Origin of the sequence: Nesterenkonia haasae (assembly GCF_010119385.1) — a bacterium.
GTDB lineage: Bacteria > Actinomycetota > Actinomycetes > Actinomycetales > Micrococcaceae > Nesterenkonia > Nesterenkonia haasae.
The window spans coordinates 1-26,379 of sequence record NZ_VFIE01000022.1; the positions used below are offsets into that span (position 1 = coordinate 1).

The 26,379-nt window shown below is 60.4% G+C and carries 18 protein-coding genes and 2 tRNA genes; 7 read left to right on the forward strand and 13 right to left on the reverse strand.

Translation table 11 applies throughout. The features are described from left to right. Positions 1-95 precede the first annotated feature (95 nt). The gene (gene thiL / locus FH975_RS10660; RefSeq protein ID WP_162321346.1) at positions 96-1,163 is read right to left on the reverse strand and encodes a thiamine-phosphate kinase; all 1,068 of its coding nucleotides are present in this window, start codon (positions 1,161-1,163) and stop codon (positions 96-98) included. 48 nt (positions 1,164-1,211) lie between these two features. On the opposite strand from thiL, the gene FH975_RS10665 reads away from it, so the two are divergent. Next, positions 1,212-2,432, forward strand: a complete 1,221-nt coding sequence (locus FH975_RS10665) for an aminotransferase class I/II-fold pyridoxal phosphate-dependent enzyme (protein ID WP_235928671.1) — start codon at positions 1,212-1,214, stop codon at positions 2,430-2,432. A 9-nt stretch (positions 2,433-2,441) separates the two neighbouring features. Then, a complete protein-coding gene (locus tag FH975_RS10670; protein WP_162321348.1) occupies positions 2,442-3,614 on the forward strand; it encodes a trans-sulfuration enzyme family protein in 1,173 nt (390 codons plus the stop codon). Positions 3,615-4,546: 932 nt separating this feature from the next. Here the strand turns inward: FH975_RS10670 and FH975_RS16325 are convergent. Further along, on the reverse strand, positions 4,547-7,168 hold the full coding sequence (locus FH975_RS16325; protein WP_202923193.1) for a helix-turn-helix transcriptional regulator: 2,622 nt from the start codon (positions 7,166-7,168) through the stop codon (positions 4,547-4,549). Continuing rightward, complete coding sequence (locus tag FH975_RS10680) at positions 7,165-9,615, reverse strand: helix-turn-helix transcriptional regulator (protein ID WP_162321349.1); 2,451 nt, start codon at positions 9,613-9,615, stop codon at positions 7,165-7,167. Before FH975_RS10680 ends, FH975_RS16325 begins: the two co-directional genes overlap by 4 nt. Before the next feature lie 512 nt (positions 9,616-10,127). Between FH975_RS10680 and FH975_RS10685 the strand changes: the two genes are divergently transcribed. The 4 genes from FH975_RS10685 to FH975_RS10700 are packed head-to-tail and all read left to right on the forward strand — an operon-like array spanning position 10,128 to position 14,429. Beyond that, the gene (locus tag FH975_RS10685) at positions 10,128-10,916 is read left to right on the forward strand and encodes a DeoR/GlpR family DNA-binding transcription regulator (RefSeq protein ID WP_162321350.1); all 789 of its coding nucleotides are present in this window, start codon (positions 10,128-10,130) and stop codon (positions 10,914-10,916) included. Beyond that, positions 10,913-11,926 carry a 1-phosphofructokinase family hexose kinase gene (locus FH975_RS10690; protein ID WP_162321351.1) on the forward strand — a complete coding sequence of 338 codons (1,014 nt, stop codon included), beginning with the start codon at positions 10,913-10,915 and terminating at the stop codon, positions 11,924-11,926. Before FH975_RS10685 ends, FH975_RS10690 begins: the two co-directional genes overlap by 4 nt. Then, the gene (locus tag FH975_RS10695) at positions 11,920-13,968 is read left to right on the forward strand and encodes a PTS fructose transporter subunit IIABC (protein WP_162321416.1); all 2,049 of its coding nucleotides are present in this window, start codon (positions 11,920-11,922) and stop codon (positions 13,966-13,968) included. Before FH975_RS10690 ends, FH975_RS10695 begins: the two co-directional genes overlap by 7 nt. Before the next feature lie 59 nt (positions 13,969-14,027). Then, on the forward strand, positions 14,028-14,429 hold the full coding sequence (locus tag FH975_RS10700; RefSeq protein WP_162321352.1) for a RidA family protein: 402 nt from the start codon (positions 14,028-14,030) through the stop codon (positions 14,427-14,429). A gap of 415 nt (positions 14,430-14,844) precedes the next feature. Here the strand turns inward: FH975_RS10700 and FH975_RS10705 are convergent. The 4 genes from FH975_RS10705 to FH975_RS10720 all read right to left on the reverse strand — a co-directional run bounded on the left by FH975_RS10705 (position 14,845) and on the right by FH975_RS10720 (position 17,553). Beyond that, a tRNA-Glu gene (locus FH975_RS10705) sits at positions 14,845-14,917 on the reverse strand. A 117-nt stretch (positions 14,918-15,034) separates the two neighbouring features. Next, a tRNA-Gln gene (locus FH975_RS10710) sits at positions 15,035-15,106 on the reverse strand. Positions 15,107-15,171: 65 nt separating this feature from the next. Then, positions 15,172-16,707, reverse strand: coding sequence for a glutamate--tRNA ligase (gene gltX / locus FH975_RS10715; protein WP_162321353.1), 1,536 nt, complete (start codon positions 16,705-16,707; stop codon positions 15,172-15,174). 72 nt (positions 16,708-16,779) lie between these two features. Then, complete coding sequence (locus FH975_RS10720; RefSeq protein ID WP_153078594.1) at positions 16,780-17,553, reverse strand: fumarylacetoacetate hydrolase family protein; 774 nt, start codon at positions 17,551-17,553, stop codon at positions 16,780-16,782. A 56-nt stretch (positions 17,554-17,609) separates the two neighbouring features. On the opposite strand from FH975_RS10720, the gene FH975_RS10725 reads away from it, so the two are divergent. Next, positions 17,610-19,304, forward strand: coding sequence for a DUF885 domain-containing protein (locus tag FH975_RS10725; protein ID WP_162321354.1), 1,695 nt, complete (start codon positions 17,610-17,612; stop codon positions 19,302-19,304). On the opposite strand, the gene FH975_RS10730 is transcribed toward FH975_RS10725, so the two are convergent. The 6 genes from FH975_RS10730 to ilvN form a co-directional block, all read right to left on the reverse strand. Beyond that, the gene (locus FH975_RS10730) at positions 19,301-20,374 is read right to left on the reverse strand and encodes a branched-chain amino acid aminotransferase (protein WP_162321355.1); all 1,074 of its coding nucleotides are present in this window, start codon (positions 20,372-20,374) and stop codon (positions 19,301-19,303) included. The two genes, FH975_RS10725 and FH975_RS10730, sit on opposite strands and share 4 nt — an antisense overlap. A 14-nt stretch (positions 20,375-20,388) precedes the next feature. After that, the gene (locus tag FH975_RS10735; protein ID WP_162321356.1) at positions 20,389-21,462 is read right to left on the reverse strand and encodes a 3-isopropylmalate dehydrogenase; all 1,074 of its coding nucleotides are present in this window, start codon (positions 21,460-21,462) and stop codon (positions 20,389-20,391) included. Continuing rightward, a complete protein-coding gene (metG, locus tag FH975_RS10740) occupies positions 21,459-23,072 on the reverse strand; it encodes a methionine--tRNA ligase (RefSeq protein WP_162321357.1) in 1,614 nt (537 codons plus the stop codon). The genes FH975_RS10735 and metG overlap by 4 nt, the downstream gene beginning before the upstream one ends. A gap of 9 nt (positions 23,073-23,081) precedes the next feature. After that, the gene (gene serA, locus FH975_RS10745; protein ID WP_162321358.1) at positions 23,082-24,677 is read right to left on the reverse strand and encodes a phosphoglycerate dehydrogenase; all 1,596 of its coding nucleotides are present in this window, start codon (positions 24,675-24,677) and stop codon (positions 23,082-23,084) included. A gap of 93 nt (positions 24,678-24,770) precedes the next feature. Further along, positions 24,771-25,796: a ketol-acid reductoisomerase gene (ilvC, locus tag FH975_RS10750; RefSeq protein ID WP_153078588.1), complete on the reverse strand. Its 1,026-nt coding sequence runs from the start codon at positions 25,794-25,796 to the stop codon at positions 24,771-24,773. Between the two features lie 35 nt (positions 25,797-25,831). Continuing rightward, on the reverse strand, positions 25,832-26,377 hold the full coding sequence (gene ilvN, locus FH975_RS10755) for an acetolactate synthase small subunit (RefSeq protein ID WP_153078587.1): 546 nt from the start codon (positions 26,375-26,377) through the stop codon (positions 25,832-25,834). Between the last annotated feature and the right edge of the window lie 2 nt (positions 26,378-26,379).

Genomic DNA, 26,379 nt, shown 5'->3' on the forward strand with positions numbered 1-26,379 from the left:
GCAACATCCTCACCCCCCACCAATGGGAAAACCACCACTGGACCTTCACCCAACTCGGCCGCAAAACCAACCACTGAAGACCGCAAGGCTCCGTACTAGCCGCGCATGGAGTCCCAGCCGCGGTTGTCCCCTAAAGGTTCAGAACTCAACCCGGCCGGACCGGACTCGATAGAACCAATTCGACGGAATCCCTCCGGGAGGGGAACCTCAGGGGGAAATGCGGCCAGGAGGGCGAAATCCTCTCCTCCGGTGAGGACCCAGTCGCGGCAGACCGATGTCGCCAGGCCAAGCTGCCGGGCGATCGGCTCCAGCGCCCGAGCCTCTGCCTCCACGGCCGTGTTGTCGAACGTGATCCGCACACCAGAAGCCCGGGCCAGACGAGTACAGTCGCGCATGAGCCCGTCGCTGAGGTCCATTCCTGCTGTGGCTTGTGATCTGAGCGCCGCGGCCCCGGCGCTCAGCGGTGGTTCCGGCCGCTTCTGCGCTGCCACACACTCAGCCGCCGTGCCCGTTGGCGTGCCACTATCCTGGGCTGGAAGTCCGCTCTCATGGGGCTGTTCCGACTGCTCCAGCAGGGTCAACCCTGCCGCAGCGTAGCCCAGGCGTCCGGAGACCGCTAGGACGTCCCCGGGGCGTGCACCGTCACGGGTCAGCAGGTGCCCGCCCATCTGCGGCTCGCCCACAGCGGTGATGGTGACTGATATCCCGGGCCCGGAACCCAGGTCCCCACCGGCCACCACGCACTGCTCCGCGCCGCTCTGGCTGCAGGCTCGCACCACACCCTGGTAGAAGTCACTGACCCAATCCACCGTGAGCTCCGGAGGAAGTGTCAGGCTGACCAGGAGGGCTGTGGGTGTTGCGCCCATAGCATTGAGATCGGACAGGTTCTGCGCTGCGGCTTTAGTGCCGAGGTCCTGTGGCCATTCGGCATCCGGAGCGCCGGCCCACCACTCCGCCCTAAAGTCCTGTCCCTGGCTGAGAGTGTCGGTGGTGATCACAGTTTGGGCGCTGGCGCAGGTGAGTACTGCGGCGTCGTCCCCGGGGCCGAGCAATATGCCGGGGCGGACAGCATTATGCGGGTCGATCACCCGGCGGATCGCGTCAACCACTGCATCTTCGCCGGCCTGGGCCAGGGTGAGCGGATCGTCTGTCATGGAGGTCATCTTGCCATGGTCAGGAACATCGATGGAGATCACGATTACGATGAACGCATGCCAACCCCTCCTTGGGCACGAGCTGCTGCCGGTGCCAATACCTATGACCACACTGCAGAGGCTGTTCTGCCCACTGTCTATGAGCGCACCACTGCTGCGGCTATGTCTGCCGGCTCTATCAATCTTGGCCAGGGATTCCCCGATGGTGAGGGTCCGCTATGGATGCGGGCTGCCGCCGCAGAAGCGATCACCACGGATGCAGGCCCCACTAATCAGTACCCGCCGGGAATCGGGTTACCAGTTTTTCGTGAGGCGGTAGCGGCCCATCAACAGACGCACTACGGAGTGGAGTTGGACCCAGATCGCCAAGTGCTGTTCACTACCGGAGCCACAGAAGGCATTGCTGCGAGCATATTGTCCTTCGCCGAACCCGGCAGCGAAGTGGTGGCCTTCGAGCCGTGGTACGACTCCTATGGAGCAATGGTGGCGTTGGCCGGTGCTGAGTTGCGAACTGTTCCGCTGGAGGCGCCGGATTTTCGACCTGACATTGTGGGGTTGCGGGCTGCGGTGAGTGAGCGGACCTCCATGATCCTGCTGAACTCACCTCACAACCCGACGGGCGCAGTGTTCACCGCGGATGAGATGGCCGAGATCGTCACCATCGCCAGGCAGGCAGGTGCAGTGGTGATGAGCGATGAGGTCTATGAGCACCTGACCTTCGACGTTTCTGCTCACACACCTGTCCTGTCCATCCCGGGGTCGGAGGACGTCGCCGTTGCTGTGAGCTCAGTGGGCAAGTCGTTCTCTTTGACAGGGTGGAAAGTCGGGTGGGTCACCGGAAGCCCGGCACTGGTCAACTGCGTTCGGGGAGTTAAGCAGTTTCTGTCGTTCACATCCGCTCCCGCCTACCAATGGGCCACTGCTCAGGGGCTGCAGGACGACCGAGGTTTCTTTGCGCAGAACCAGGAGCAGCTTCAGAGTGCACGGGAGATGGTCATGTCAGGGCTAGCTGCTGCCGGACTGCGACCACACCGCCCCGCAGCCGGGTATTTCATTCTGGCCGACATCTCCCCGGTGACGGACAAAAGCGCAGCTGATTTTGCAGCAGAGCTGGTGGAACACGCCGGGGTCGGCGCGATCCCGGTGTCAGCGTTGACCCTGCCCAGCACGCAACAGGACCCCGGCAGCGCCCTGAACTATATGCTGAGGTTTGCCTTCTGCAAGAACGAACCGGTCCTCGAACGCGCCCTGACAAGGCTCAGCAGTTGGATTCGCTAACCTGGGTCCATGGCCATGACACATCACCGACGTACTCGGATAGTCGCCGCCGGCCGGCCGCACGAGCCGAATTCGCCGGTCAATCCTGCTGTTGACTTCACCTCCACTTTTACCTACCGGCCCAGCGTGGAGTACCCGCAGGTCTACGCCCGGGAGGGAATCCCCAGTTTCGGACCGCTGGAGCAACTGTTGGCCGAACTGGAGGGCGGGGCCCACGGCCTACTGTTCTCTTCCGGCCAATCAGCGATCTCGGCCATGATCAGTCAACTTCCGCTCGGCGGACACCTCATTATTCCGCGGCACGCCTATATGGGGTTCTCCTCCATGGCCCAGCAGATGGCCGAGAAAGGTATGTTGACCCTCCACCGCGTGGATATTGCTGACACCGAGCAGGTGCTCACCACCGTCCGCGAAGTGGCTGCCGACGCGCAGGCCGCCGGAACGACCGTCATTCTCTGGATCGAGTCCCCCACAAACCCGATGCTCGAAGTCGCAGATGTGCCGGTCCTGCTGGCTGAAGCGAAGTCACTGGGCGTGACAACAGCCGTTGATAATACGTTCGCTACTCCACTGCGGCAGAATCCACTCCAGCATGGCGCCGATGTGGTCATCCATTCGGTCACCAAGTTTCTCTCCGGACACTCAGACGTCATCATGGGAGCTGCACTCACCAATGACGCCGAACTTCACGCCACACTCCGGGCTCATAGGAACCTCCACGGCACAATTCCAGGTCCAATGGAGGTCTTCCTTGCTCTGCGGGGGGTGCGCACTCTCGCCGTGCGCCTTGATGCCGCTGAGCGAAATGCCGGGTATTTGGCCTCTCGGCTCAGCGATCTGACCAATGACGAGACGCTTCCGCTGGTCGACGTCTCCTATCCGGGGTTGCCTGGTCATCCACAATTCGACCGGGCGGCTCGGCTGCTCCGCGGCTTCGGAGCGATCATCACCATCGAAACGACAAATAGGCGGGCTGCCGACGCAGTGCTGGAAGCGGTGGAGGTGTGGACGCCAGCCACCAGCCTCGGAGGAGTCGAGTCCTTAGCTGAACGTCGGCGGCGCCATCCCGGTGAACCGGACACTGTGCCAGAAGGCCTGATCCGCCTGTCGGTGGGGATCGAAGACCCCGAGGACTTGTACACGGACCTGCTGCGGGCTCTGCGGTCTGCCGCAGATAACTGACCGTGGACCTCACCGGCTGGGGTGGGATCTTATATTAACGCGGTAAGCCCTCCGACGGCAGGCAGGGGGTCCTGCCGCCGGAGAGCGGATTATGGAGCTGAGATTCTGGGCTCAGCCTGGTGAGTGGCGCCGGAGCGCACCTCACTCAGTAGGCATCGCATCCGGTGATCACCGCTCTCGTCAGCGCGCTCGTCATAAGTTGCGACCCCGCCGGGCAGCGGCAGTCCGAGAAAGACGAGGTATTAAGTTTCAGCAAACTGTGCACCATGATTCCGTGTGACGGCACCGCTGACTCCGCTTTGAGGAGGGGGTGGGCCCCTGGGCGCTGCCGCAGAACCGACAACACTGCACGACGTAATCCCGGGCGGCCGATCGTAGGAATAATTGCTGTGATACGTGGCGGGTTCATCAGGCCCGCCCTGTTGTCTAGAGAGGTGGCGTGCTCGATGATCCGCAGCTGAGCTCTAGCACACCCCTCATCACAACTGGATTGGAGACTAAGACGACGAGAGTCATTGATGAAACTCCAATTGACCGAAATAGCTTCAATGGTGCTGAATAGTGTTTTATTATTTGCGAACTTTGAGTCACGCTTATTACTCATATTCCACCCTGTTATAAATTATATGAACTTCTAAGCGAAGTACTGTAAACACTCTATTTACAACTCCATGTTGGAGACAATAGGTACATTTACCATTCTTTTAAATTCGCACTACTTATTTCGTGCGAATCGGTTCCGCACCGACTGCATACTTTCCGCGAACACACCTGGCGATGTCCGCATAGGGTGAACTGAGCGAGGACCAGGAACGGTGGTTCACCGGAGAAACTCTGCGATTCTGACAGCGCTGGTTTGAGGGTGACGTCAGTGTTTTGCTGGAAATACAAGCGCAGAGGCCGGTCAGTGCGGTGTCCGAGCGCCTACAGGCTCAGCTTGTCAGGAGATCCAGTCCGATGAGCTCGACTCGGTTGGCGCAGCCAAAGCGTTTCAGCAGTGCCGAGACCGTCGCCTCGACTGTTCGCGGGGAGACACTGAGCATGCGGGCAATGGCTCGCGTGGTGTCGCCACGGTGTAGGGCTTCGAGTACAGAGCGCTCCCGCGGTCCAAGAGTGAGCTCCTCGAAGGTGCTGATGAGCAATGAATGCTCAGTCAGCTCCTGCCGCAGCGACAACACTGTCTTGGCGACACGGGCGCGTATCTCGTTGTCAAGTCCTTCACGTCGAGCCCATAAGGCTGCCAGGATGCTCAGCCCAAAGTGCTGAGAGCTCGCCGCAATGAAGACATCTGCGGTCTCAAGGGCTAGACGATCGTCAGAGGTGGTCAGAGCCTCAGCTAGTCTGTAGATCATGCTAGGTCGTCCTGGTTGCTCGCCCCATGGGGCTTCAAGGATCATTTCGGCGGCCTCGGTCGACATACCCAGTACTGAGAGCAGAAGAAGTTGCTGCTCCTGGAGCAGCTCTGATTCCTCACGTGCCTGCCGCGCTAATGGCAGCAGTGCCGCGGCGACTACCGGGGTGGGTGGCCCGCTACCAATAAGTGCCATGCCCTGAGTTGCTAGCCGGAGCGAGGGAAGACCTCGATCAACTCGTCCGGTACCGACTCGTGGGCTGCAGTTGCGACGTGCTCTGGCTCCCGTCTCTTCATCGAGATAGGACGCCGTGGCCATGACGAGCGAGGCACTAAAGGGGGCCAAACCGTAGGGGTCGCTCATGTCGAATGCACGCAGGGCAGCTGCGGCGTGCAAATGGGCACTGTGCATTCTGTCCTGTTGCATAGCCACGATTGCTGCCACCACGCTCGCAACTCCGGGCAGCGCTGGTCCACGAATGGTTCTGCCGTTCCATATCTGAAAGTGCACACGCATCATGTCCGTGCGCCAGCCCTGCGCCGTGACGATGAGCAGCAGCACAGCGACAACGGCCTCTTCGATGTCCGGTTGCCCGCCTTCACGGATCAAGTCGTCCAGCAGGGAGGAGAGCACCAGTCGGCCAAGCTCAGGATGCATACGGAGTCCGAGCTTGACGCCAACACACAACTGGGCAGTGACCGATTCCTCCCATGTGCCGTGCAGGCGAGCCTCCAGCATCTCCCCCACCCAGTGGTCGGAGTCATCGGCCTGAGTCGCTGCGACGACCCGCTCGAGTGACGGCGCGCTCGCTCCAGCCCCAAGAGTGGTGAGGCGTTCCACGATGGGACCAACCGCTTCTGGGTGGAACAGGCTCATTCGCCGCGCGAGGATGAGCGCCTCACGCTGTGTCTTGTGATCCATGGCATCGCCGTTGGCACGATCAATCTGCGTCAGTAGTTGATGCATCTCCTTACTGGCCCCGGCTACATCCCCCCGTGCATATTCCGCCCGCGCTCGAAGTGCTCGCATGGCCGGCGGAATCGTGGACAGCGCCTGGCTGAGTATCGCGACCTGCTCGTACCAGCCGTGGCTGATGCAGACCCGAGCCGCCCACTGCGCCCGGAATGAGGGAATGGGCTCGCCCGAGCGCGCTGCCCAGCACACCAAAGCAGCTTCCGACAGCGCACTGCCAGTAAGACGAGGGATTCTCTTTCCGTACTCATACCAGAGACTGATGGCCCCGATCTCGCGGACTACTCTCCGGACAGACTCGCGAAGCGCTTCTGGCTGAATTCGTAGATCGACGCTTCCCAAACGTGCCTTATAGTCTGGGCCGAGGATCCCTTGGTGCCTGAGGCTCAGGACCACTGCATCGGAAAACTCTTCGACGGCCCACTGCTCAGGAATCCTCCCAGCGACGGCAGTCAGTTTCAGTAGAGTTCGCTCGGAATCCGTTAGGCCACTGAGCAGGTGTCCGCTCTCGTTCTCGAGGGCCACATGCAGGGGCTGCTCATCCGGTTCCCAGATCCACATATCGTCACGTTGGCGTAGGACGCCGTGGAGTATTGCGGTCTCTACGACTCGGCGCGCTAAGGCGACATGGCCCCCACTGAGGGCAGAAATCCTGCGCTGAGAGGTGATCGACACTGGAGCACCCACCCAGGCTTCTAAGGCCCGGCCCATCGCCTGTTCACGGAGGCGCTGTGGAAACAGTTCGACCAGAGACCCAGCCTCCTGAAGGGCAACTGAGAGTTCCGACTTTTCCGAAAAGTGGCGCATGGGCAGCAGAAGTCGGATCCACCCTCGGCCTGCAAATTCGTGGAGCAGCGCTGCCGTGGCCCCGTCCATGAGGTTCGCAAATTCAGCGACGACCCATGGAACGGAGCCACTTGCCACGAACGCTTCTCGCGACCACTGCTCAAGTCGATCTCCCAATGGGTCAGAGACAGACGAACCGCCGGGACCGTTGACTGCGTCAAGTGCCGCTGCGAGTGCGCAGGTCCGTGCGCTGTTGCCACGGTTGACGTCCACGTAGAGCGTTGGGGCGTACTCCCCCAGACGAGCGACAACATCGTCTAGACACCACAGCCCAGGAAGTACGAGCACCACACTCTGCGAAGCAGGTGCTTTCAGGACCTCTGCGACCAATTCGGCCGCTGGCTCGAGGGCCGCCGACTCTATGCCGCGGGAACGAATACTCATAACGGCACCTCGCCGCCTCTGGCGAGTCTGGCGAGCAGTTGGAGTCTCGAACCCACGCCGAGCTTTCGGTAGATGCTGCGTATATGTGCCTGAACCGTGCGTGAAGAGATACTCAGTTGACGTGCGACCTCAGCTGCGCTGGCGCCATCAGCAAGGAGGGCGGTGACGTGGGACTCCCGACCCGAGAGCAGCTCTGCGATTTCAGGCTTCAGCTGCGGAACACCGTGATGCTCAGAGGCCTTAGAGACGCAGAAGCTGAAAGCAGGATGACCGGGGATAGGCTCAGAGAGAATATCGGTCCTAGAAGCGTCACCCCGCTCAAGACAGGCCTCAACGCGCCTGATAACCTCACGCTCGACTCCGGCCGTTTGCGCCATACCAAGGAGCTCACGCAGGACTTCAGCCGGAAGCACGCTCGCCCGCCGTAGAAGAAGACACCGCATGGACGTTCGCCACATGCCGGGAGCAAGTGGCCGCGCCTCGGCGGTCCGGTACATCGTCGAAATCAGGTCCCGTGCCGGCGTGTGGAGCAAACGGCCGAGAATGGCCACAACCTCCACGCAGATGTCACGAAAAGTCCTACCGAATGCGGGAAAGCTGAGCCCGGTAGGCCCGAAGATCTCTTCAGACCTGGGCCCTGAGACCACGAAGTCCAACGCTTCGAGGAGCCTCCGCGAGACATTTCCCGAGGGCAAGCCGACCTCGAACTGTAGCCAGAGGTCATCCAATTCCGCTCGAAGCACATGTGAGTCCACTCCGCACACAGTGTGTTTAAGCGCGAGAAGAGCTTGATCGGTAATGGTGTGCTGCAGTTGTCTTTCGGCAGGTTCCCCTGCCATCCATTCTTGCGGCAGGACTTCCTCACCGGGAAAAGCCAATACGCGAGCCAGGCCCACTCGTTCCAGAATCCAAGTCGAAGCAATAATAGGCAGCTCAGCAGCTCTAATGCTCATGACAACGGCTAGTGATGAGTGTGCGCGTTCTCCATCACCTGCGAGAACGGCTGCGTACGCATCTAGTGCTGCGCAGCTGGCGTTAGCAAGGAGTTCTGTGTCCACTACGTATTCGTCGTGTTTACTGCGGCTCCGCTTCCAATCTTCGGAAGCGACGAGGGGGCCCTGAGGTGCAGGGAAGGTCTCCAAATATCCATCCGGCGCGAAGTCTTCCAGTTGGTCAAGCCTTTGTGAAAGGTCTGCCATCTTCGAAAGGTCTTCACCCGGAGCCGATAGCAGAGCTGATCGCGCAAATGCTTCGAGAGCTGTCACATCTGTTGGAGATTCCTCCCGGGGATCCTGTTGCAGCAGTGTCTCCACCGCCGTGCGCGGCGCTCCTCGTACAGCTAGGACGCTGGCTTCAATACCCAGTTTTCTGGGGTCGGTCCTGGGTATATCGCTCACGAGGTACCACGCTTGGTCGAGGAGACCACGCTCCAGATGCTCTCGAGCGGCGAAAAGAGCCGCTTCGCCCTCAGGAACACGTGGGCGGGTGCGGTAATGCAGGATGTCCCCGGGAGTCTCATATTCGGCCAGGTCGTCCTTACCGTGGGACAACACCAAAGCGTGCCGATGCCACGCGCGCGCCAGATAGACGTGGGAGCCCCTCACAGTAAGTAGGCCCGCTTCTTCACACCAGTAGACTGTGGCCCGCGTTTCGGCATCAGCGAAAAGATTGACGATAGGGATTCGCTCCGCCAGCGCGACCTGTCGGAGCAGCTCTACTACGCCTTCGCTCAGAATGCTCTCGATTTCTTGCTTAAATGCATCGGCTCCGCGACGATCCAGCCAAATAGGAGACCGGAGGATGGCGCTTCGCGCGTCGATCGTAGCGATCCACCCTTCATCCCGCCCGGTGAGAGCCACAACGATGAGATCCTCCGCAAAAGAGCCAGTCACACTCTGAAGGTAGCGCTGGAGCGCCGAAGTAGGAGGAGCCCCTAGGACTTCGTGCAAAAGACCCCTGACATCTGCCTCGGCGAGCGCGGTCAGTCGGAGAATAAGGCCACGGTCGCCTTGGAGGGAGCGGCTTAGCTGAGAACTGATCCTGGACTCAGACGAACACGTCGCCACCACGCTCACCCACTGCGCGGCGATAATGAGCCGAAGCACTTCCAGGGAATCATCGTCGAAGAGGTCAACGTCACGAAAAACTAATGTTCTTGTGAGTCTGCCCTCAAGCATCCCGTTCGCCAGAGTGGAACCATGAAGTCTGGCGACAGCCTCAGCTGGTGTGTCGACTCCGGGTGAATCGAAGGCTTTGAGACGCCTGCCCAGAGATTTGCCAGGAACTGCCGCTGTGGAACACAGTTCAAATTGTGAACCAAGATGTGTTTCTAGGTCTTGGACGAAACGCCCTTTACCAGCGCCGAAAGGGCCGGAGACTAGAACAAAAGGAACTTTGACGCCATTGTAGTGCTGGACGGCTTGGCGCAGAACATCAGCCTTTAACATGTCAATCCCCCTGGCTCCGATTATGGTACCCCCTGGTTCTCGCACTGCCAACAAGTAGATTGGACCAACGCCTCGCAGGGCCTGATTCCGATCAATGCGCCCATCAGACGACCGTTTGTCATGCGCAGCTTTCATGTCACTCGGCCACTAACGGGTTTTACCACGCCCCCCCCTAAGAGAGCATATGGTGTCTGTCACTTAAAGCGAGAAGCATGGCAACACTGTTTCTTCCTGTCTCCTCAGAAATTCTCGAGGCCCTACGCGTCGCTATCACGCTATCTGTTCGGAACAACTAGGTCATCCGGATGGAACGTCACACACATGAACTTTCTCGGCGCCACTGAAAAACCAGCGGACAAGGAATCCAGTCCGTGTGAGCACCCCTCATTCGACGAGACTCGTTTTCCGTTTTTCTGTGTTTAGGTGGTTTAGATCTTGCAAACACAGACATACACAGATAAAGTCAGGGCAATTCCACGCCATGTGGCTCATATCACTTTCTAGGAGACGGAATGGCTCAACTCACACCCGAGCGACATCAGAGCATCCTCGCTCGTTTGGAGGATGGACCCGTCACCGTGCAGGTGCTGGCGGACCGACTGCACGTCAGCAAGGAGACGATTCGCCGCGATCTGGACCTCCTGGAAAGCCAAGGGAGTCTGCACCGAGTACATGGTGGCGCAGTCCCGGCTGGTCTTGTCTCCCGGACGGAAACGTCCTTGCATGACCGGTTGCGTCGCCATACCGCACAGAAGCAGCGGATCGCTGAAGCTGCGCGAGGTTTCTTACCGCCCGCTGATGGAGGGTCCATGATTTTTGATGCAGGAACGACGACAGAAGCACTCGCAGATTTGCTGGCAGCAGAATCTCAGGTGGAGGGCAAACACCGCTACCTGATCACCAACGCTGTCCCGATCGCCCAAAAACTCTCCACGTCTCCCGGCGTCCAGGTCGAGATACTCGGCGGGAGTGTCCGCGGTGTGACCGGAGCTGCCGTTGGTCCGGACACCATTACTGCATTGCAAAGCCGCCGAGCCGATGTGGCGTTCATCGGCACAAATGGGGTCGACGCGACTTTCGGCCTCAGCACTCCCGACAGCTCAGAGGCCGCTGTGAAATCCGCACATATTTGTGCAGCACGCCACCGAGTCCTCCTGGCCGATTCGTCCAAGCTGGGTCAGACCACACTGGTTCAGTTCGCCGCACTCACAGATATCGATGTTCTGATCACTGACGCTGAACCAGTTGCGGACCTGGCAACTGCTCTTGCAGAGGCTGAAGTCCAGGTCGTGGTCGCGTGATCCTGTCTGTCACTCCCAACCCGAGCCTCGACGCCACCATTGAGCTGCTCGGACCTCTGTCACCTGGGCAGGTTCATCGAGCCGTATCAGGCCATCGCGGCCCCGGCGGTAAGGGTGTGAACGTATCCCGGGCTCTGGCAGCAGCCGAAACGGAAACTCTCGCGCTCTTGCCCGGAGACTCCGGCGATGCGCTCCTGACGGCACTGGAGACCATCGAACTGCCCCATCACACTGTTCCCATCGGGGCTCCGCTGCGGACCAACATCACCATTACGGACCCGACGGGCACCACCACCAAGATCAATGAACCGGGCCCGAGGTTCAAGGCCGAAACTACCTCCGCATTTGTCAATCTCGTCGTCGAGCACGCGTGGCAGGCCTCTTGGGTGGCCCTGGCCGGGTCACTGCCTCCAGGAGCACCTGAGAGCTTCTACGCGCGCCTGATTCATCAGATTCGCCGCGACGATTCCCTCCGGAAACCGCTTATCGCCGTTGATTCCTCCGGAGCGGCCCTAGTGCAGGCAATCACTGCCCAGCCGGATCTCATCAAACCCAACGCTGAGGAACTCCTCGAACTGCATCGCAACGTCCACGGTGTTAGGTCGACCGCGGAGGAGACCCCCGAAACGCTGGAAGCCAATGTCGAGCTGGCAGCGAACCTCACCGTTTCACTTCAGCCATTCGGGGTCCGCGCCGCCCTGGTAACCCTGGGGGCACGCGGAGCATTGTTCGTCCCTGCGGCACCGAACCTAGACGCCCCCCTCCTCTTCGCATACGGGCCGTCTCTCGCAGCTCGCAGCACCGTCGGCGCAGGGGATGCCGCACTTGCAGGTTTCCTCTACGCCCACCAGCGAGGCGACTCGGACGCCGATTGTCTGCGACAAGCCGTAGCCCATGGGCGGGCGGCTGCAACCCTGCCGGGGTCCGCAATGCCGGGACCCAAAGACCTCTCACTCGTCGACGTGGCCGTCGATGAGATCAACACCACTATGAAGGGCAGCCCATCATGAGTATCATCACTAGCGAGTTGGTCAGTCTGGACCAGATTCGCGCGTCCACCCCGCGTGAGGTCATCCAGGCCGTCGCGGAGCATATCGCTACCACAGACCGTGCATCAGACTCCCAGGCACTGTTCAACGACGCGTGGAGTCGTGAACAGGAATCAGCGACGGGCATGCCTGGAGGCTTCGCCATCCCGCATTGCCGCACCAGCGCGATTAATGCCCCGACACTTGCTTTCGCCAGACTCGCCTCACCTGTGGACTTTGGCTCCAGCGACGGCCCGGCCGACTTGGTGTTTTTCATCGCCGCTCCTGAGGGCGCAAATCAGGATCACCTCAAGATTCTCTCCGCCCTGGCGACATATCTCATGCGCGACGAGTTCGTGGACTCCCTACGAAACGCCTCCTCTGCTCAGCGGGTTGTGAGCCTCATCGATGAAGCGGTCGCCCCTGAAGGGCGCACCTCCTCCAATTCCAGCTCATCCACCAGTGCAAATCCTGCAGCTGAGGGTCGCCCGGAAACCCTCTCGCTTGTGGCAGTGACATCCTGCCCCACTGGAATCGCCCATACGTACATGGCAGCCGACGCGCTTCGGCAGGCAGGGGAAGCGCGCGGTATCACCATCCACGTCGAGACACAGGGAGCCTCAGGTGCAGATGCCCTGCCCAGCAACGTGATCGCAGCAGCTTCAGCGGTGATCTTCGCTGCGGACGTCGATGTCCGAGAGAAACACCGGTTCGCTGGAAAGCCGGTCGTCGCTTCCCGCGTCAAACGCGCCATCAACGACCCTGAAGGCATGATCGAAGAGGCCCTTAGGGCGGCTGAAGACCCTGCCGCCCAGACGGTGGCGGTTGAGTCCCAGGAGAACTCAGCTGGTGACCAAGAGTCTGAGAGCTTCGGCCGGAAAGTCCAGCGTGTGCTGATGACCGGGGTCAGCTACATGATTCCATTTGTGGCAGCCGGTGGTCTGCTGATCGCACTAGGATTCCTGCTCGGCGGTTACAGCATTACCGAAGTGGCGGATGACATCGCCTTCAACAGGGCGCTGTGGAACCTACCGACTGAGGCAGACCTGCCGGAGGACTTCCGCGGATTCGGAATGCTCGGGGCGTATCTGGGAGCAGTGTTCTTCGTCATCGGTGGCACTGCGATGAGCTTCCTGGTTCCGGCTTTGGCCGGGTACATCGCGTTCGGCATGGCTGACCGACCTGGCATCGCCCCAGGCTTTACCGCAGGCGCGGTCGCCTTGGCAATGGATGCGGGCTTCATAGGCGGCATTGTCGGCGGTGTGCTGGCCGGTGCCATAGCCTATTGGATCCGCAGACTAGACGTGCCGCGTTGGTTGGCTGGGCTGATGCCCGTTGTCATCATTCCGCTGGCCGCCAGTCTCGTTGCGGGCGGCCTGATGGTGATACTTCTTGGTGGCCCCATCGCTGGACTCACCGCCGTCCTGGAGAACTGGCTCCAGTCAATGACCGGCACCGCAGCAGTACTTCTCGGGCTCATCCTCGGCCTGATGATGTGCTTCGACCTCGGTGGACCTGTGAACAAAGTGGCCTACTCCTTCGCCGTGGCTGGGATCTCGGCAGGAGTCGGCCTCGAAACCGAGGCGCCCCTGATGATTATGGCGACCGTCATGGCGGCAGGGATGGTTCCGCCTCTGGGTATGGCCCTTGCAACCTTCCTCGACCGGAAACTCTTCACCGTGGTCGAGCGTGAGAACGGAAAGACTGCAGTGCTCCTGGGAGCCGCGTTCATTTCTGAAGGCGCGATCCCATTCGCAGCAGCTGACCCGTTGCGTGTTCTGCCGGCCTCGATGGCGGGTGGCGCAGTCACTGGCGCACTGACGATGGCCTTCGGGGTCACCTCCATTGCACCGCACGGCGGCGTTTTCGTACCCTTCGCCATTGGTGGGTTCCCTCTGTTCCTGCTGGCAGTCATCATTGGAGCTGCGGTGACTGCATTCACTGTGATCGCACTCAAACGGTGGGTCCGCAAGCAGCCGGTCGACGCCGCAACAACACCGGTCCCCGCCGCGGCAGCAGTCTAGTACCGGGTCCCCTGTCTGTCCTCGCTCGACCAGGCAGGGGACCTGCTTGAATGGAGGTCATGACCACCCCTGTTAATCTCATTCGCTCTGAACGCCTATCTGATGTTGCTGAGTATGCTTACGCATCGAAGGTCTCAGCAGATGCTCAGTTCGTCTTCTTGGCCGGTTCGTGCCCATTGAATGACGATGGTTCCACCGCCAGTATCGGAAACTACGCCGGACAGGCCGCCAAGTGCGTTGAAAACCTGCGCCTAGCCCTAGAGGATGCAGGAGCTTCGATCCACCACGTGGCCAGCACTCGTGTCCTAGTGGCCTCCGCACAGCAAAAGGATCTTGTGGAGGCATGGAAAGTCGTGCGCGATGCCTTTGGCCCCCACGATGTGCCTAGCACTCTGATGGGAGTGACGGTGCTTGGATACGACGATCAACTTGTTGAAGTCGAAGCCATCGCCGCGCTCTGAGCCTTCCGCCTTCAGGCGGTCACGCCATGACGCACTTGGTTGTCTGTTCTCAATGTGCATACCGAGAGCCGATACCGCGCACCGGTCCAGACAACGGTTTGTCATCAGCACCATTGGTACGGCGAGTGCGAAAGTACCGACTGCATTAGTGGTGTGCTTCGGCAGAGACATCTCGGGCCCCCACAGCGCTGGCGAGATGGGTGGCTAACCAGCCGAACGATTGGCGAAACCTGCCAAAAGTCATGCAGTGGGTTGCGGAGAAGTCTTTCCGACCATAGCCACGAACCTGGCCCGACGCCAGCAGCACGGCTATGCCCTATAAGCACGGCCTATACCTCGGAAATCTCTTTGGGAACGACAAAACCCTCTGTCAGATTGCTCCGACAAAGGGCTTTACCTATATTCACTCTGAGAGTGACCCCAGCGGGATTCGAACCCGCGTTACCGCCGTGAGAGGGCGGCGTACTAGGCCGCTATACGATGGGGCCTTATGCAGTTGTTATTGCATACTCTTATGTGTAAAACTAACTTCTCATAACAATGCCCTCGTTGCCGAGGGCGTATACATCCTAGCAGAATGTCTGTCTGATACTGAAATCAGAACGCTGGGCTACTAGGACTCGAACCTAGAACAACGGTACCAGAAACCGACGTGTTGCCAATTACACCATAGCCCACTGTTTACCGGCTAAGCCGGAGCAACAGCAATCAATATTACAGCACTGCAGGCTTCAGCCACAACTCAGGCCTGTGCGTCGATCAAGTCACGGAATCGGATAATCCGCTTCAGTGACGATTCCTTCCCCAGCAGCTCCATGGATTCAAACAGCGGAGGTGAGATTTTGCGACCGGAGATTGCCGAACGCACAGCCCCGAAGGCCTTTCGAGGTTTTAGCCCCAATCCATCGATCAGCGCTTCTCGCAAAGCAGCCTCGATTTTCTCAGTGGTCCAGGACGACTCGTCGATGATCTCCAAAGCTGCCGCGGCGGCGTCGAGAGTTTCAAGGACCTGATCCCCCAGGCCACTGAAGGCTTTGTCCTCGATCTCGAGGGCCTCATCATCGACGAATAAGAAGCCCATCATGTCAGCACCCTCGCGCAGCAGGGCTATGCGCTCCTGCACAAGCGGGGCCGCGCCCTCCAGAAGCTGAGCCTCCCTCTCTGAGAGTTTCTCCCCCACGAACCCCAGCGTCCGAAGGTACGGCACCAATCGGAGACGGAAGTCCTCGGCCTGCAGCCTGCGGATGTGGGTGCCGTTGATCGCTTCTGCCTTCTTCACATCGAACCGTGCGGGATTCCCCAAGACATCTGCGATGTCGAAGTTCTCCACAAACTCATCCACCGTGAAAATGTCCTCATCAGCAGAGAGTGACCAGCCCAGCAGAGCCAAATAGTTCAACAGCCCCTCGCGGACAAATCCGCGGTCCCGGTGATGGAAGAGATTCGATTCGGGGTCACGCTTAGAGAGTTTTTTATTGCCTTCCCCCATGACGTACGGCAGGTGGCCGAACGCCGGCATGTGCTGAGCAACGCCTACCGCATACAAGGCACGGTACAAGGCAATCTGGCGCGGTGTGGAGGACAGCAAGTCTTCGCCGCGAAGGACATGCGTGACTTCCATCAGTGCATCATCCAGTGGGTTGACGAGCGTATAGAGGGGCTGACCATTGGCCCGGGCCACCACAAAGTCCGGAGCGGACCCCGCTTTGAAGGTGATCTCCCCCCGCACCAGATCTGTGAAGGTAATATCCTCATCCGGCATTCGCAGCCGCAGCACAGGCTCACGGCCCTCTGCGCGGAAGGCGCTGATCTGCTCTGCAGTCAGCTCCCGGTCGTAGTTGTCATATCCCAGTTTGGGGTCACGTCCGGCGGCGCGGTGCCGGTCCTCAACTTCTGCCGGGGTGGAGAAAGACTCGTAGACATAGCCTCCGGATTGGAGCTTGCCGAGCACGTCAGCGTAGATATCCATGCGCTGGGACTGCCGGTAGGGCTCGTGGGGGCCACCGGTCTCAACCCCTTCATCCCAGTCGATGCCCAACCAGCGCAGTGCCTCCAGCAGCTGCAGATACGACTCCTCAGAATCGCGCTTATCGTCGGTGTCCTCTATCCGGAAAACGAGTTTGCCGCCGGTGTGCCGGGCATATGCCCAGTTGAACAGGGCCGTGCGAATGAGACCAACATGCGGGGTGCCGGTCGGCGATGGGCAGAACCGGACCCGAACGGGAGTGTCGGCGTCAACATTGGGAATTGCTGAGGCAGCAGCGGTGGTGGTGCTCATGGTAGGGCGGGGTTCTCCTTGAAGGGTTGTGTTCGGCGTCTTGCCGCGTCGCTCGGCGAAGATGATCTTGGGTTACACCCGGAATGTGTTCCGAAGGATGCCGATTCCCTCGATTTCAGCCTCGAAAGTGTCGCCGTCGGACAGCAGGCCCACTCCTGCCGGGGTGCCGGTGAGGATGACGTCACCGGGCAGGAGCGTCATTGCTTCCGAGATGTAGGACACCAGCTCGTGCACACCGAAGATCATCTGCGCGGTATTTCCGTCTTGAACAGTCTTGCCGTTGTGCGTACCCGTGATGCGCAGGCCCTCTGGTTCGAGCTCGGTTTCGATCCACGGGCCCAGTGGCGCGGAACCGTCGAACCCCTTGGCGCGCGCCCACTGGTTATCTGAACGCTGCGCATCGCGTGCTGTGAGGTCATTGGCGACGGTGTAGCCAAAGATCACCTCGGGGACGCGGTCCAGGGGAACATCCTTGCAGATCCGGCCGATCACCACAGCGAGTTCAGCTTCATAGCTGATCTCATCAGAGAAGCTGGGCAGCTTGACCGGCTCATCTGGTCCGACCACCGCTGTGTTTGGCATCAGGAAGAGCAGCGGGCTCGCCGGCACCTCTCCGCCCATCTCTTTGACGTGGTCAGCGTAGTTCTTACCCACGCCGATCAGTTTGGATCGGGGAATGATGGGGGCGACGAGTCGCACATCCTCAAGCTTATGGGTCTGGCCGGTCTCCTGAATTCCCTGGTAGAACGGATCTCCCGCGAGCTGGATGATGGTCTGCTCATCCGGCTCACCGGTGACAACTCCATAGGCCGGATCAGAATCAGTGACAAATCGTGCAATACGCATGATGACACTCTATCGTTCCGGTTGCGCCGGGTGATTCCTCTGGCAGGATAGTTGTCATGAGCAACCATCATGAGTCCACAACTCCTCGCGAACTAGCGGACTGGTACGTCGACCAGTTGGCTGAGCTGGAGCCTTCGGTAGCAACGATGCTTGGGGTGCGGCCCGGTGATGACCGCATGCCGGACTTCTCCCCCGAGACCCGAGCAGCCCGCGCCCAATTGGGGCGTGAGGTGCTGCAGCAACTGGATGCTCTGCAGGATGCGACCGGGCCAGTTGGGTTTGCGCCGGTGGATCAGCGGTGCGGCGCGCTGTTGCGCGATCGGATCAGCGTGGAACTGGAGGCGCATGAGTCGGGCGAGGACCTCCGGGTATTGCGCAATATTGCCTCACCTATCCACAGCGCACGGTCCTTGTTTCTGTTGATGCCGCAGTCCACACCGGAGGATTGGGTTGTTATTTCCCGTCGGATGGCGAAGTTCCCTGCCAGCTATTCTTCCCTTGAGGCAACACTGGATGAGGGACGACGCCGCGGCCTCACCTCGGCAACTCGCCAGGTGGAGACCATCATCGGCCAACTGGAGCAGTGGCTGGAGGGCAATGAGAGCTGGTTCCATGAGTTCGCCCGCGACGGCCCTGACGCTCTCCGCCAGGACCTGAGACAATCCGCCGACGCCGCAGCCGCTGCCGTGGCCAGAATGCGCACATATCTTCAGGACGAGTATCTGCCAGATGCCCAGGGAACACCTGATGCGGTCGGCCGTGATCGATATCTGCTGAGCACCCGACGGTTCATGGGAGCCAGTATTGACCCCGAGGAGGTCTACGGCTGGGGGTGGCAGGAGTATCAGCGGATCAATGCGGAAATGCGAGATCTCGCAGAAGAGATCAAGCCTGGCTCCTCGCCCTTGGAGGCCATGGCATGGCTGGATGTCCACGGCCGGCGAGTGGAGGGAGTGGAGCAAGTACGCCAATGGCTGCAGTCAATGATGGATACAGCGATCCGTGAGCTACACGGCAGGCATTTCGATATCGCTGAACCCATCAGGACCGTGGAGGCGAAGATTGCCCCCTCTGGGTCTGCTGCTGCCCCCTACTACACTCGGCCTACTGTTGACTTTTCGCGTCCGGGCCGCACCTGGCTGCCCACGCTGGGCAGGACTGTCTTTCCGGTTTACGACTTAGTATCTACCTGGTTCCACGAGGGCGTGCCCGGTCATCACCTGCAGTTTGCGCAGTGGGCCCATATGTCCTCGGAACTGTCGATCTACCAGACGACCCTGGGCTCCTCCTCCGGCATGACCGAAGGCTGGGCGTTGTACGCGGAACGGTTGATGGACGAGCTGGGGTATCTGGATGCTGAGGAGCGCATGGGGTACTTGGATGCTCAAATGCTCCGTGCGATTCGAGTCGTGATCGACATCGGTATGCACCTTGAACTGGGCATCCCGGAAGACTCACCGATTGCCCCAGGGCAGACCTGGACTCCGGCTCTTGCCGAGCAGTTCCTCAATGAGCATTCAGGCAGCTCACCGGAATTCGTCGCCTCTGAGGTCACCCGATATTTGGGCTGGCCGGGGCAGGCCATCAGCTACAAGCTCGGCGAACGCGTGTGGCTAGCCGGACGGGAGGAAGCGAGGAGAGCCCATACCGAGCGCGGCGAAACATTTGACCTTAAAGCCTGGCATATGCAGGCTCTCAGTCTCGGAGCGTTGGGCTTGGATGACCTTCAGAAGGTATTGGCGGAGCTTTAGGTGAGGCGGTGAAGCCAGCCGTGGCGGTCCTCCACTGTGCCGGTCTGGATCCCCAGGAGTTCCTCGCGGATAGCTTGAGTGACTTCGCCGGTTCCGGTTGAGGCAATGATGTGCTCGCCGTCAACAAGTTCCCCGATGGGAGTAATGACTGCAGCGGTGCCGCAGGCAAACGCTTCGGTGATATCCCCGCTGCGGACCCCTTGGTCCCACTCATCGAGGGTGATCCGCCGCTCTTCGACGATGAGACCACGATCCTTGGCCAGTTGGATGACCGATGACCGGGTGATTCCTTCGAGGATCGTTCCGGTGAGCTCTGGCGTCAGCAACCGGCCATCGTTTGTGACCAGAAAGACGTTCATTCCGCCGAGCTCTTCGATTGCGTTCTCATGGAGCGGATCCAGGAAGAGCACTTGCTGACAGCCTTTCTCCACTGCCTGCTGTTGGGCCACGAGCGACCCGGCATAGTTACCACCGGTCTTCGCCACCCCAGTCCCACCCGGGGCTGCGCGCACGTAGTCACGGGAGACCCAGATGCGCACCGGCTTGAGCTCTCCGCCGAAGTAGTTTCCAGCCGGAGAGGCGATGACGCGGTAGCTGACTTCTTTGGCTGACCGCACGCCGAGGAATGCTTCTGTGGCGAACATGAACGGACGCAGGTAGAGCGCCTCCCCCTCACCCCCGGGCACCCACGCCCGATCGGTGGTGACGAGCTTTTCCAGCGACTCGATGAAAACCTGCTCATCCAGCTCTGGCAGCGCCATCCGGCGGGCGGATTTGTTCATTCGCGCGGCGTTGGACTCCGGGCGGAAAGTGTAGATGCTTCCGTCACTGTGAAGATACGCCTTCATGCCTTCGAAGACTTCCTGGGCATAGTGCAGCACTGAAGCCGCAGGGTCCAGGGCGATTGGACCGTAGGGTTCCACCCGCGCATTGTGCCAACCATCCTGTTCGGTCCAGTCGACTACAGCGGTGTGGTCGGTGAAGTTGGTGCCGAAGCCGGGGTCGGCCAGGATTTTCGCAATCTTTTCTGCCGAGCTGGGATTGGGGTGGTCGACGATCTCGAACTGCATGTGGGTAGCCCTTTCTAGTCCGTCAGTGCTTTGATTCTACTGACGTAGGTGTCTCCGCGCTCGGTGGTACTGAGACCCTCACCGGTGTTTCGCTCTGCCCATTCGGTCAGCTGCGCGTTCACGGCCTGCTCGATGCGTGCTGCCGATTCGTCCAAACCGAGGTGTTCGAGCATCAGCCCCGCCGAGAGGATGGCTGCGGTGGGGTCGGCAATACCTTGACCGGCGATATCGGGCGCTGAGCCGTGGACAGGTTCAAACATGGAAGGAGTCGCGCCGGCACCGTTGATGGACGCCGAAGGCGCCAGGCCGATACCACCGGAGACAGCGCCCGCAAGATCGGTGAGGATGTCACCGAAGAGGTTGTCGGTGACGATGACGTCGAAACGTTGAGGATTAGTCACCATATGGATGGTGGCGGCATCGACGTGCATGTAGTCCCAGCTCACCTGGGGGTTGAGGCCGGCATTCTCCTCCACGGTGCGGCGCCAGAGACCTCCGGCATGGGTGAGCACATTGTGCTTATGCACCAGAGTGAGGTGACCGCGGCGGGCGGCGGCGCGTTCGAAAGCGTCAGCCACCACGCGCCGAACACCGTGAGCGGTGTTGACGGAGACCTCGGTGGCGATTTCCTGGGTCGTGCCGCGGCGAAGGCTTCCGCCGTTGCCCACATACGGTCCCTCCGTGCCTTCGCGAACCACCACAAAGTCAAAGTCGTCCGCTGAGGCGAGCGGAGTGGACACTCCAGGGTAGGTGCGGGTGGGGCGTAAGTTGATGTAGTGATCAAGCTCGAAGCGCAGCTTCAGCAGCAGGTCGCGCTCGATCACTCCGGAGGGGATGCGCTCGTCTTGCGGGTCGGCTCCGACGGCGCCGAAGAGGATGGCGTCATGTGCACGCAGCTTGTCCAGAGTCTCATCGTGAAGGGTCTCCCCGGTCTCCAACCAGTGACCGGTTCCCAGGGAATACTCCGTGTAGTGCAGCGTGGCGTCGTCGTTCTCCAACGCTGCGTTGAGGACCTTGCGGGCTTCGGCAATGACCTCGGGACCAATCCCGTCACCGCCAATCACGGCAATGCTGAAAGTCTTTGTCATGACGCCTCCTGAAGGTCCTCGTGGCGGGGGAAAATGGGCTCTGGTTTGCTGATGGGCGAGCCCGGGGTCAGCGCGTCGTCATATGCGGCGAATGAGCGGGGGCCAATGTTTGAGGCGTTGGTGGCACCGGCGTCACCACCGGACTCGACCCCGAGGGCATCCAGCAGTTTGGTGGCGGAGCTGGGCATCACAGCTTGGATCAGCAACGACACTTTCCGGATGACTTCAGCGGTCACGTAGAGCACTGTGCGCATTCTCAGCTCATCGGTCTTCTTCAACTTCCAAGGAGCTTGGTCGGCAAAGTAGGCGTTGGCTTCACCGAGCACATACCAGGTGCGCTCCAGAGCGCGGTGGAACTGTTGTCCCTGGTAGGCGTCGCGAGAAATGCTCAGCAGGGACTCGGCCTGCTCCAGGATCTTGCGATCCTCCGGCTGCAGCTCGCCGGGCTCCGGAATGGTTCCCTCGCAGTTCTTGACGATCATGCTCAGCGATCGCTGTGCAAGGTTGCCAAGATTATTGGCGAGGTCAGAGTTCTTCCGTCCCACCACAGCGTCGTGGGTATAGGACCCGTCCTGTCCGTAGGGAAATTCCCGCAGCAGGAAGAAGCGAACAGCATCCAGGCCATAGGTCTCAGTCCACGCAGCTGGCGCCACCACATTGCCGACCGATTTCGACATCTTCTCACCGGCGTTGTGCAGGAACCCATGGATCATGACCCGCCTGGGCAGCTCAAGTCCAGCACTCATCAGGAACGCCGGCCAGAAGATGCAGTGGAAACGGGATATGTCCTTGCCGATGATGTGCAGGTCCGCCGGCCACCGCCGATGGAACTCTTCGGAATCGGTTTCGGGGAAACCCGCTCCGGTGAGGTAGTTCGTCAGTGCGTCCACCCACACATACATGACGTGGTTGAGCTCCGTGTCACCGGCGGTGAGTTCCTTTGGCACAGGAACGCCCCAGTCGAAGGTGGTGCGTGAGATCGACAGGTCCTCCAGGCCACCCTCTACAAAGCGGATGACTTCGTTGAACCGGCTGGCCGGGGCGGCGAATTCGGGGTGGGCTCGGTAAAGGTGGAGCAGTTTGTCCTGGTAAGCGGAGAGTCGGAAAAAGTAGCTTTCCTCTTCAGTCCAGGTCACCGGTGTCCCAGTTTCGACCGCGTACCGGACGCCGTCTTCGCGAACTTCCGTCTCGTCATCAGTGAAGAAGCGCTCATCGCGCACTGAGTACCAGCCGGAGTATTTGTCCAGATAGATATCGCCTGCGTCCAACATGCGCTGCCAGATCGCCTGCGACGCTCGGTAGTGGTCGGCGTCGGTGGTGCGGATGAATCGGTCGTAGGAGATGCCAAGCACCTCATCGTCTACCCGTTTGATGGCTTCAGCGTTGCGGGTGGCCAGTTCGTATGGCGTGAGCCCTTCGCGCTCAGCAGTCTGCTGCACCTTCTGACCATGTTCGTCCGTGCCGGTGAGGAACCGCACGTCGAAACCGTCGAGTCTTTTGAACCGCGCCATCACGTCTGCCGAGATGTACTCATAGGCATGTCCGATGTGCGGTTCACCGTTGGGGTAGGTGATGGCCGTGGTCAGGTAATACGAGGGGCGAGACGCCATCAGGGCTTCCTAGCTCTCTTCCAGGTCGACTTCGGCGGCAAGTGCGGCATCGACTTCTGCTGCGATCGCCTCCAGAACTCCCGCCGGCAGCGCAGAATCTACCGCAAGCACTGCCAGTGCCCGGCCTTCCTTCATGTTTTGGCTGACCTGCATGCCAGCGATATTGACCTCGTGCTCCCCCAGAATCCGTCCCAGGGCACCGACGACGCCGGGGCGATCTCCGTATTCGAAGACCACCAGGTGGTCCGTCAGGGTGATCTCCAAGTCATATCCGTTAATTCCCACAATCTTGTGGATCTGCTTGGGGCCGGTGAGGGTTCCGCGCACCGATAGGTGCTGACCCGAAGAGGTTGCGGCACGGATAGTCAGCGCGTTGCGGTAGTCCTCGACCTCTGTGGTGGTGGTGAGTCGAGTGGAAATGCCCCTCTGTTCCGCCAGCACAGGTGCGTTGACGTAGCTCACCGGGTCGTTGACCACGTCGGTGAACACGCCTTTCAGCGCGGCCAACTGCAGGGCCGAGACGTTGAACTCAGCAATCTCACCGGCCGCTTCAGTCTCGATGTCAGTCAACGCGTCCGTGGACAGCGCTGTGAGAACCCGGCCGAGGCGTTCCATCAGCGGAATGCCGGGGCGGACCAGTTCGTCGATCGCGCCTCCAGCCACATTGACCGCGTCAGGTACCAACTCGCCGTCGAGTGCCAGGCGGACCGAGCGCGCGACCGATACCCCGGCCTTCTCCTGCGCCTCATGGGTGGAAGCGCCCAAGTGAGGCGTGACCACCACACTCTCATGGGAGAAGAAGGGCAGATCGGTCGATGGTTCGGTGGCGAAGACATCGACAGCGGCTCCACCGATGGTTCCCGAGGCCAGTGCGGTTTCGAGGTCCTCCTCGTTGATGAGCCCCCCGCGGGCGACGTTGACGAGGAAGACGGAGTCTTTCATCTTGGCGAACGCTTCAGCGTTGAGCATGCCCACCGTCTCCGGAGTCTTGGGCATGTGTATTGTCACCACATCGGCTTTGGCGTAGAGCTCGTCCAGGGTGACCAGTTTTGCGCCAAGTTGGTGGGCGCGCGCGGAGGTGACGTACGGGTCATAGGCGAGGATTTCCATGCCGAAGGAGGCCATTCGTTCGGCCACCAGTCCCCCGATGCGGCCCAGCCCGATCACACCCAGTGTCTTTTCGGAGAGCTCGACGCCGGTGTACTTGGAGCGCTTCCACTCTCCGGCTTTGAGTGCCTGATGCGCTGGAGAAATATTACGCGCCAGTCCCAGGATATGGGCGCAGGTGAGTTCTGCTGCGGAGATGATGTTGGAGGTGGGGGCATTGACGACCATGACACCTGCCGCTGTGGCTGCGGTGATGTCTACGTTGTCCAAACCGACTCCGGCTCGCGCCACCACTTTGAGCTGTTTGGCGTGGCTGAGCAGTTCCGCGTCGACTGTGGTGGCTGAACGCACCATGAGGGCTTCGGCAGCAGCGATGTCAGCGAACAGACGGGGCCTGTCCGTACCGTCAGACTGACGAATTTCGAAGTCGGGGCCGAGGGCCTCAACAGTGGCTGGCGAAAGCTCTTCAGCTAGGACAACGACAGGACGAGTGCTCACGGGTTCCTTCTTCTTAGAATCACTGATGAATGACGAGTGGGGGCCACCGGTATCGCCGTTTGGCCCCCACTCACTCTAGTACTGTGACAACGCTCAGCGAGCGGCTGTGCCCTCGGTGTAGTCGTCGTCGTTGGGGATCCAAGAGAACAGCTTGCGCAGCTCGCGTCCGGTGGGCTCAATGGGGTGGCTCTGGTTCTTTGAGCGCAGCTCCTGGAACTCCTTGGCGCCGGTGCGCTGGTCGTTCATAAACCGATCGGCGAACGCACCGGACTGGATGTCGCTCAGCACGGCCTTCATATTCTCCTTGACCTCAGGTGAGATCACCCGTGGTCCGGAGACGTAGTCGCCGAACTCAGCGGTGTCGGAGATGGACCAACGCTGTTTGGTCAGTCCGCCTTCGACCATCAGGTCAACAATGAGCTTCAACTCGTGGAGCACCTCGAAGTAGGCGATTTCCGGCTTGTAGCCAGCCTCGGTGAGCACTTCGAAGCCATACTGCACCAACTGGGAGGCACCTCCGCAGAGAACGGCCTGCTCCCCGAAGAGGTCGGTTTCGGTTTCCTCGGTGAAAGTCGTCTCGATGACACCCGCCCGGGCCCCACCGATGCCTTTGGCGTACGCCAGGGCTAGGTCCTTGGCTTCTCCGGTGGGGTTCTGCTCCACTGCAATGAGTGCTGGTACGCCACGGCCGGCCTCATACTCGCGACGGACCACATGGCCAGGACCCTTCGGCGCGACCATAGCGACATCGACGTCGGCAGGAGGCTGAATGTAGCCGAAGCGGATGTTGAAGCCGTGGGAGAAGAACAGCGCATTGCCGGCCTGCAGGTTGGGAGCGATGTCTGCGGTGTACACCTCAGCCTGGTACTGGTCGGGCACCAGCATCATCACGATATCGCCAGCCTTGGCGGCCTCTGCCACTGTGGCGACTCTCAGCCCCTGCTCTTCAGCCTTAGCGCGCGATGTCGAGCCCTCTTTGAGACCGACGACGACGTCTACCCCGGAGTCCCGCAGGGAGAGCGCGTGTGCGTGTCCTTGGGAGCCGTAACCGATGATTGCTACGGTCTTGCCGCTCAGCAGGCCCAGGTCGGCGTCGTCGTCGTAATAGAGGTCAGTCACAGGTGTTCTCCTCGAGTTGGTGGGTGAAGTCTTTTTTACTTTATGGTTTTTTCGGATGGAATCTTCTCGGTCATCGATTTGGCACCACGGCTGATGGCCAGGGAGCCTGAACGAACGATTTCGCGGATCCCGAACGGTTCCAGCACTGACAGTAGGGCATCGAGCTTGTCGGCGGCGCCGGTGGCCTCGACCGTGAGCGAGTCGGTGGACACGTCCACTATCTTCGCCCGGAAGAGCTCCACTGCCTGGGTCACCTGCAGACGCGCAGCCGCATCTGCTTTGACCTTGATGACCAAGTGCTCGCGCTGAACCGAGTTGGACGGTTCCAGTTCGATGATTTTGATGACGTTGATCAGCTTATTCAGCTGCTTAGTAATCTGCTCCAGGAGTTTCGCGTCGGCGTCGACCACGACTGTGATGCGGCTAAGGCCCGCGATCTCAGAGGGGCCAACGGCCAGCGAGTGGATGTTGAAGGCTCGGCGCGCAAAGAGCCCCGCGACTTTCGCGAGAACACCGGGAACGTCTTCGACGAGAACGGAGAGAGTTCGGCGGGCGACGCCGTCTGCTGGGGTGGTTGCCATGG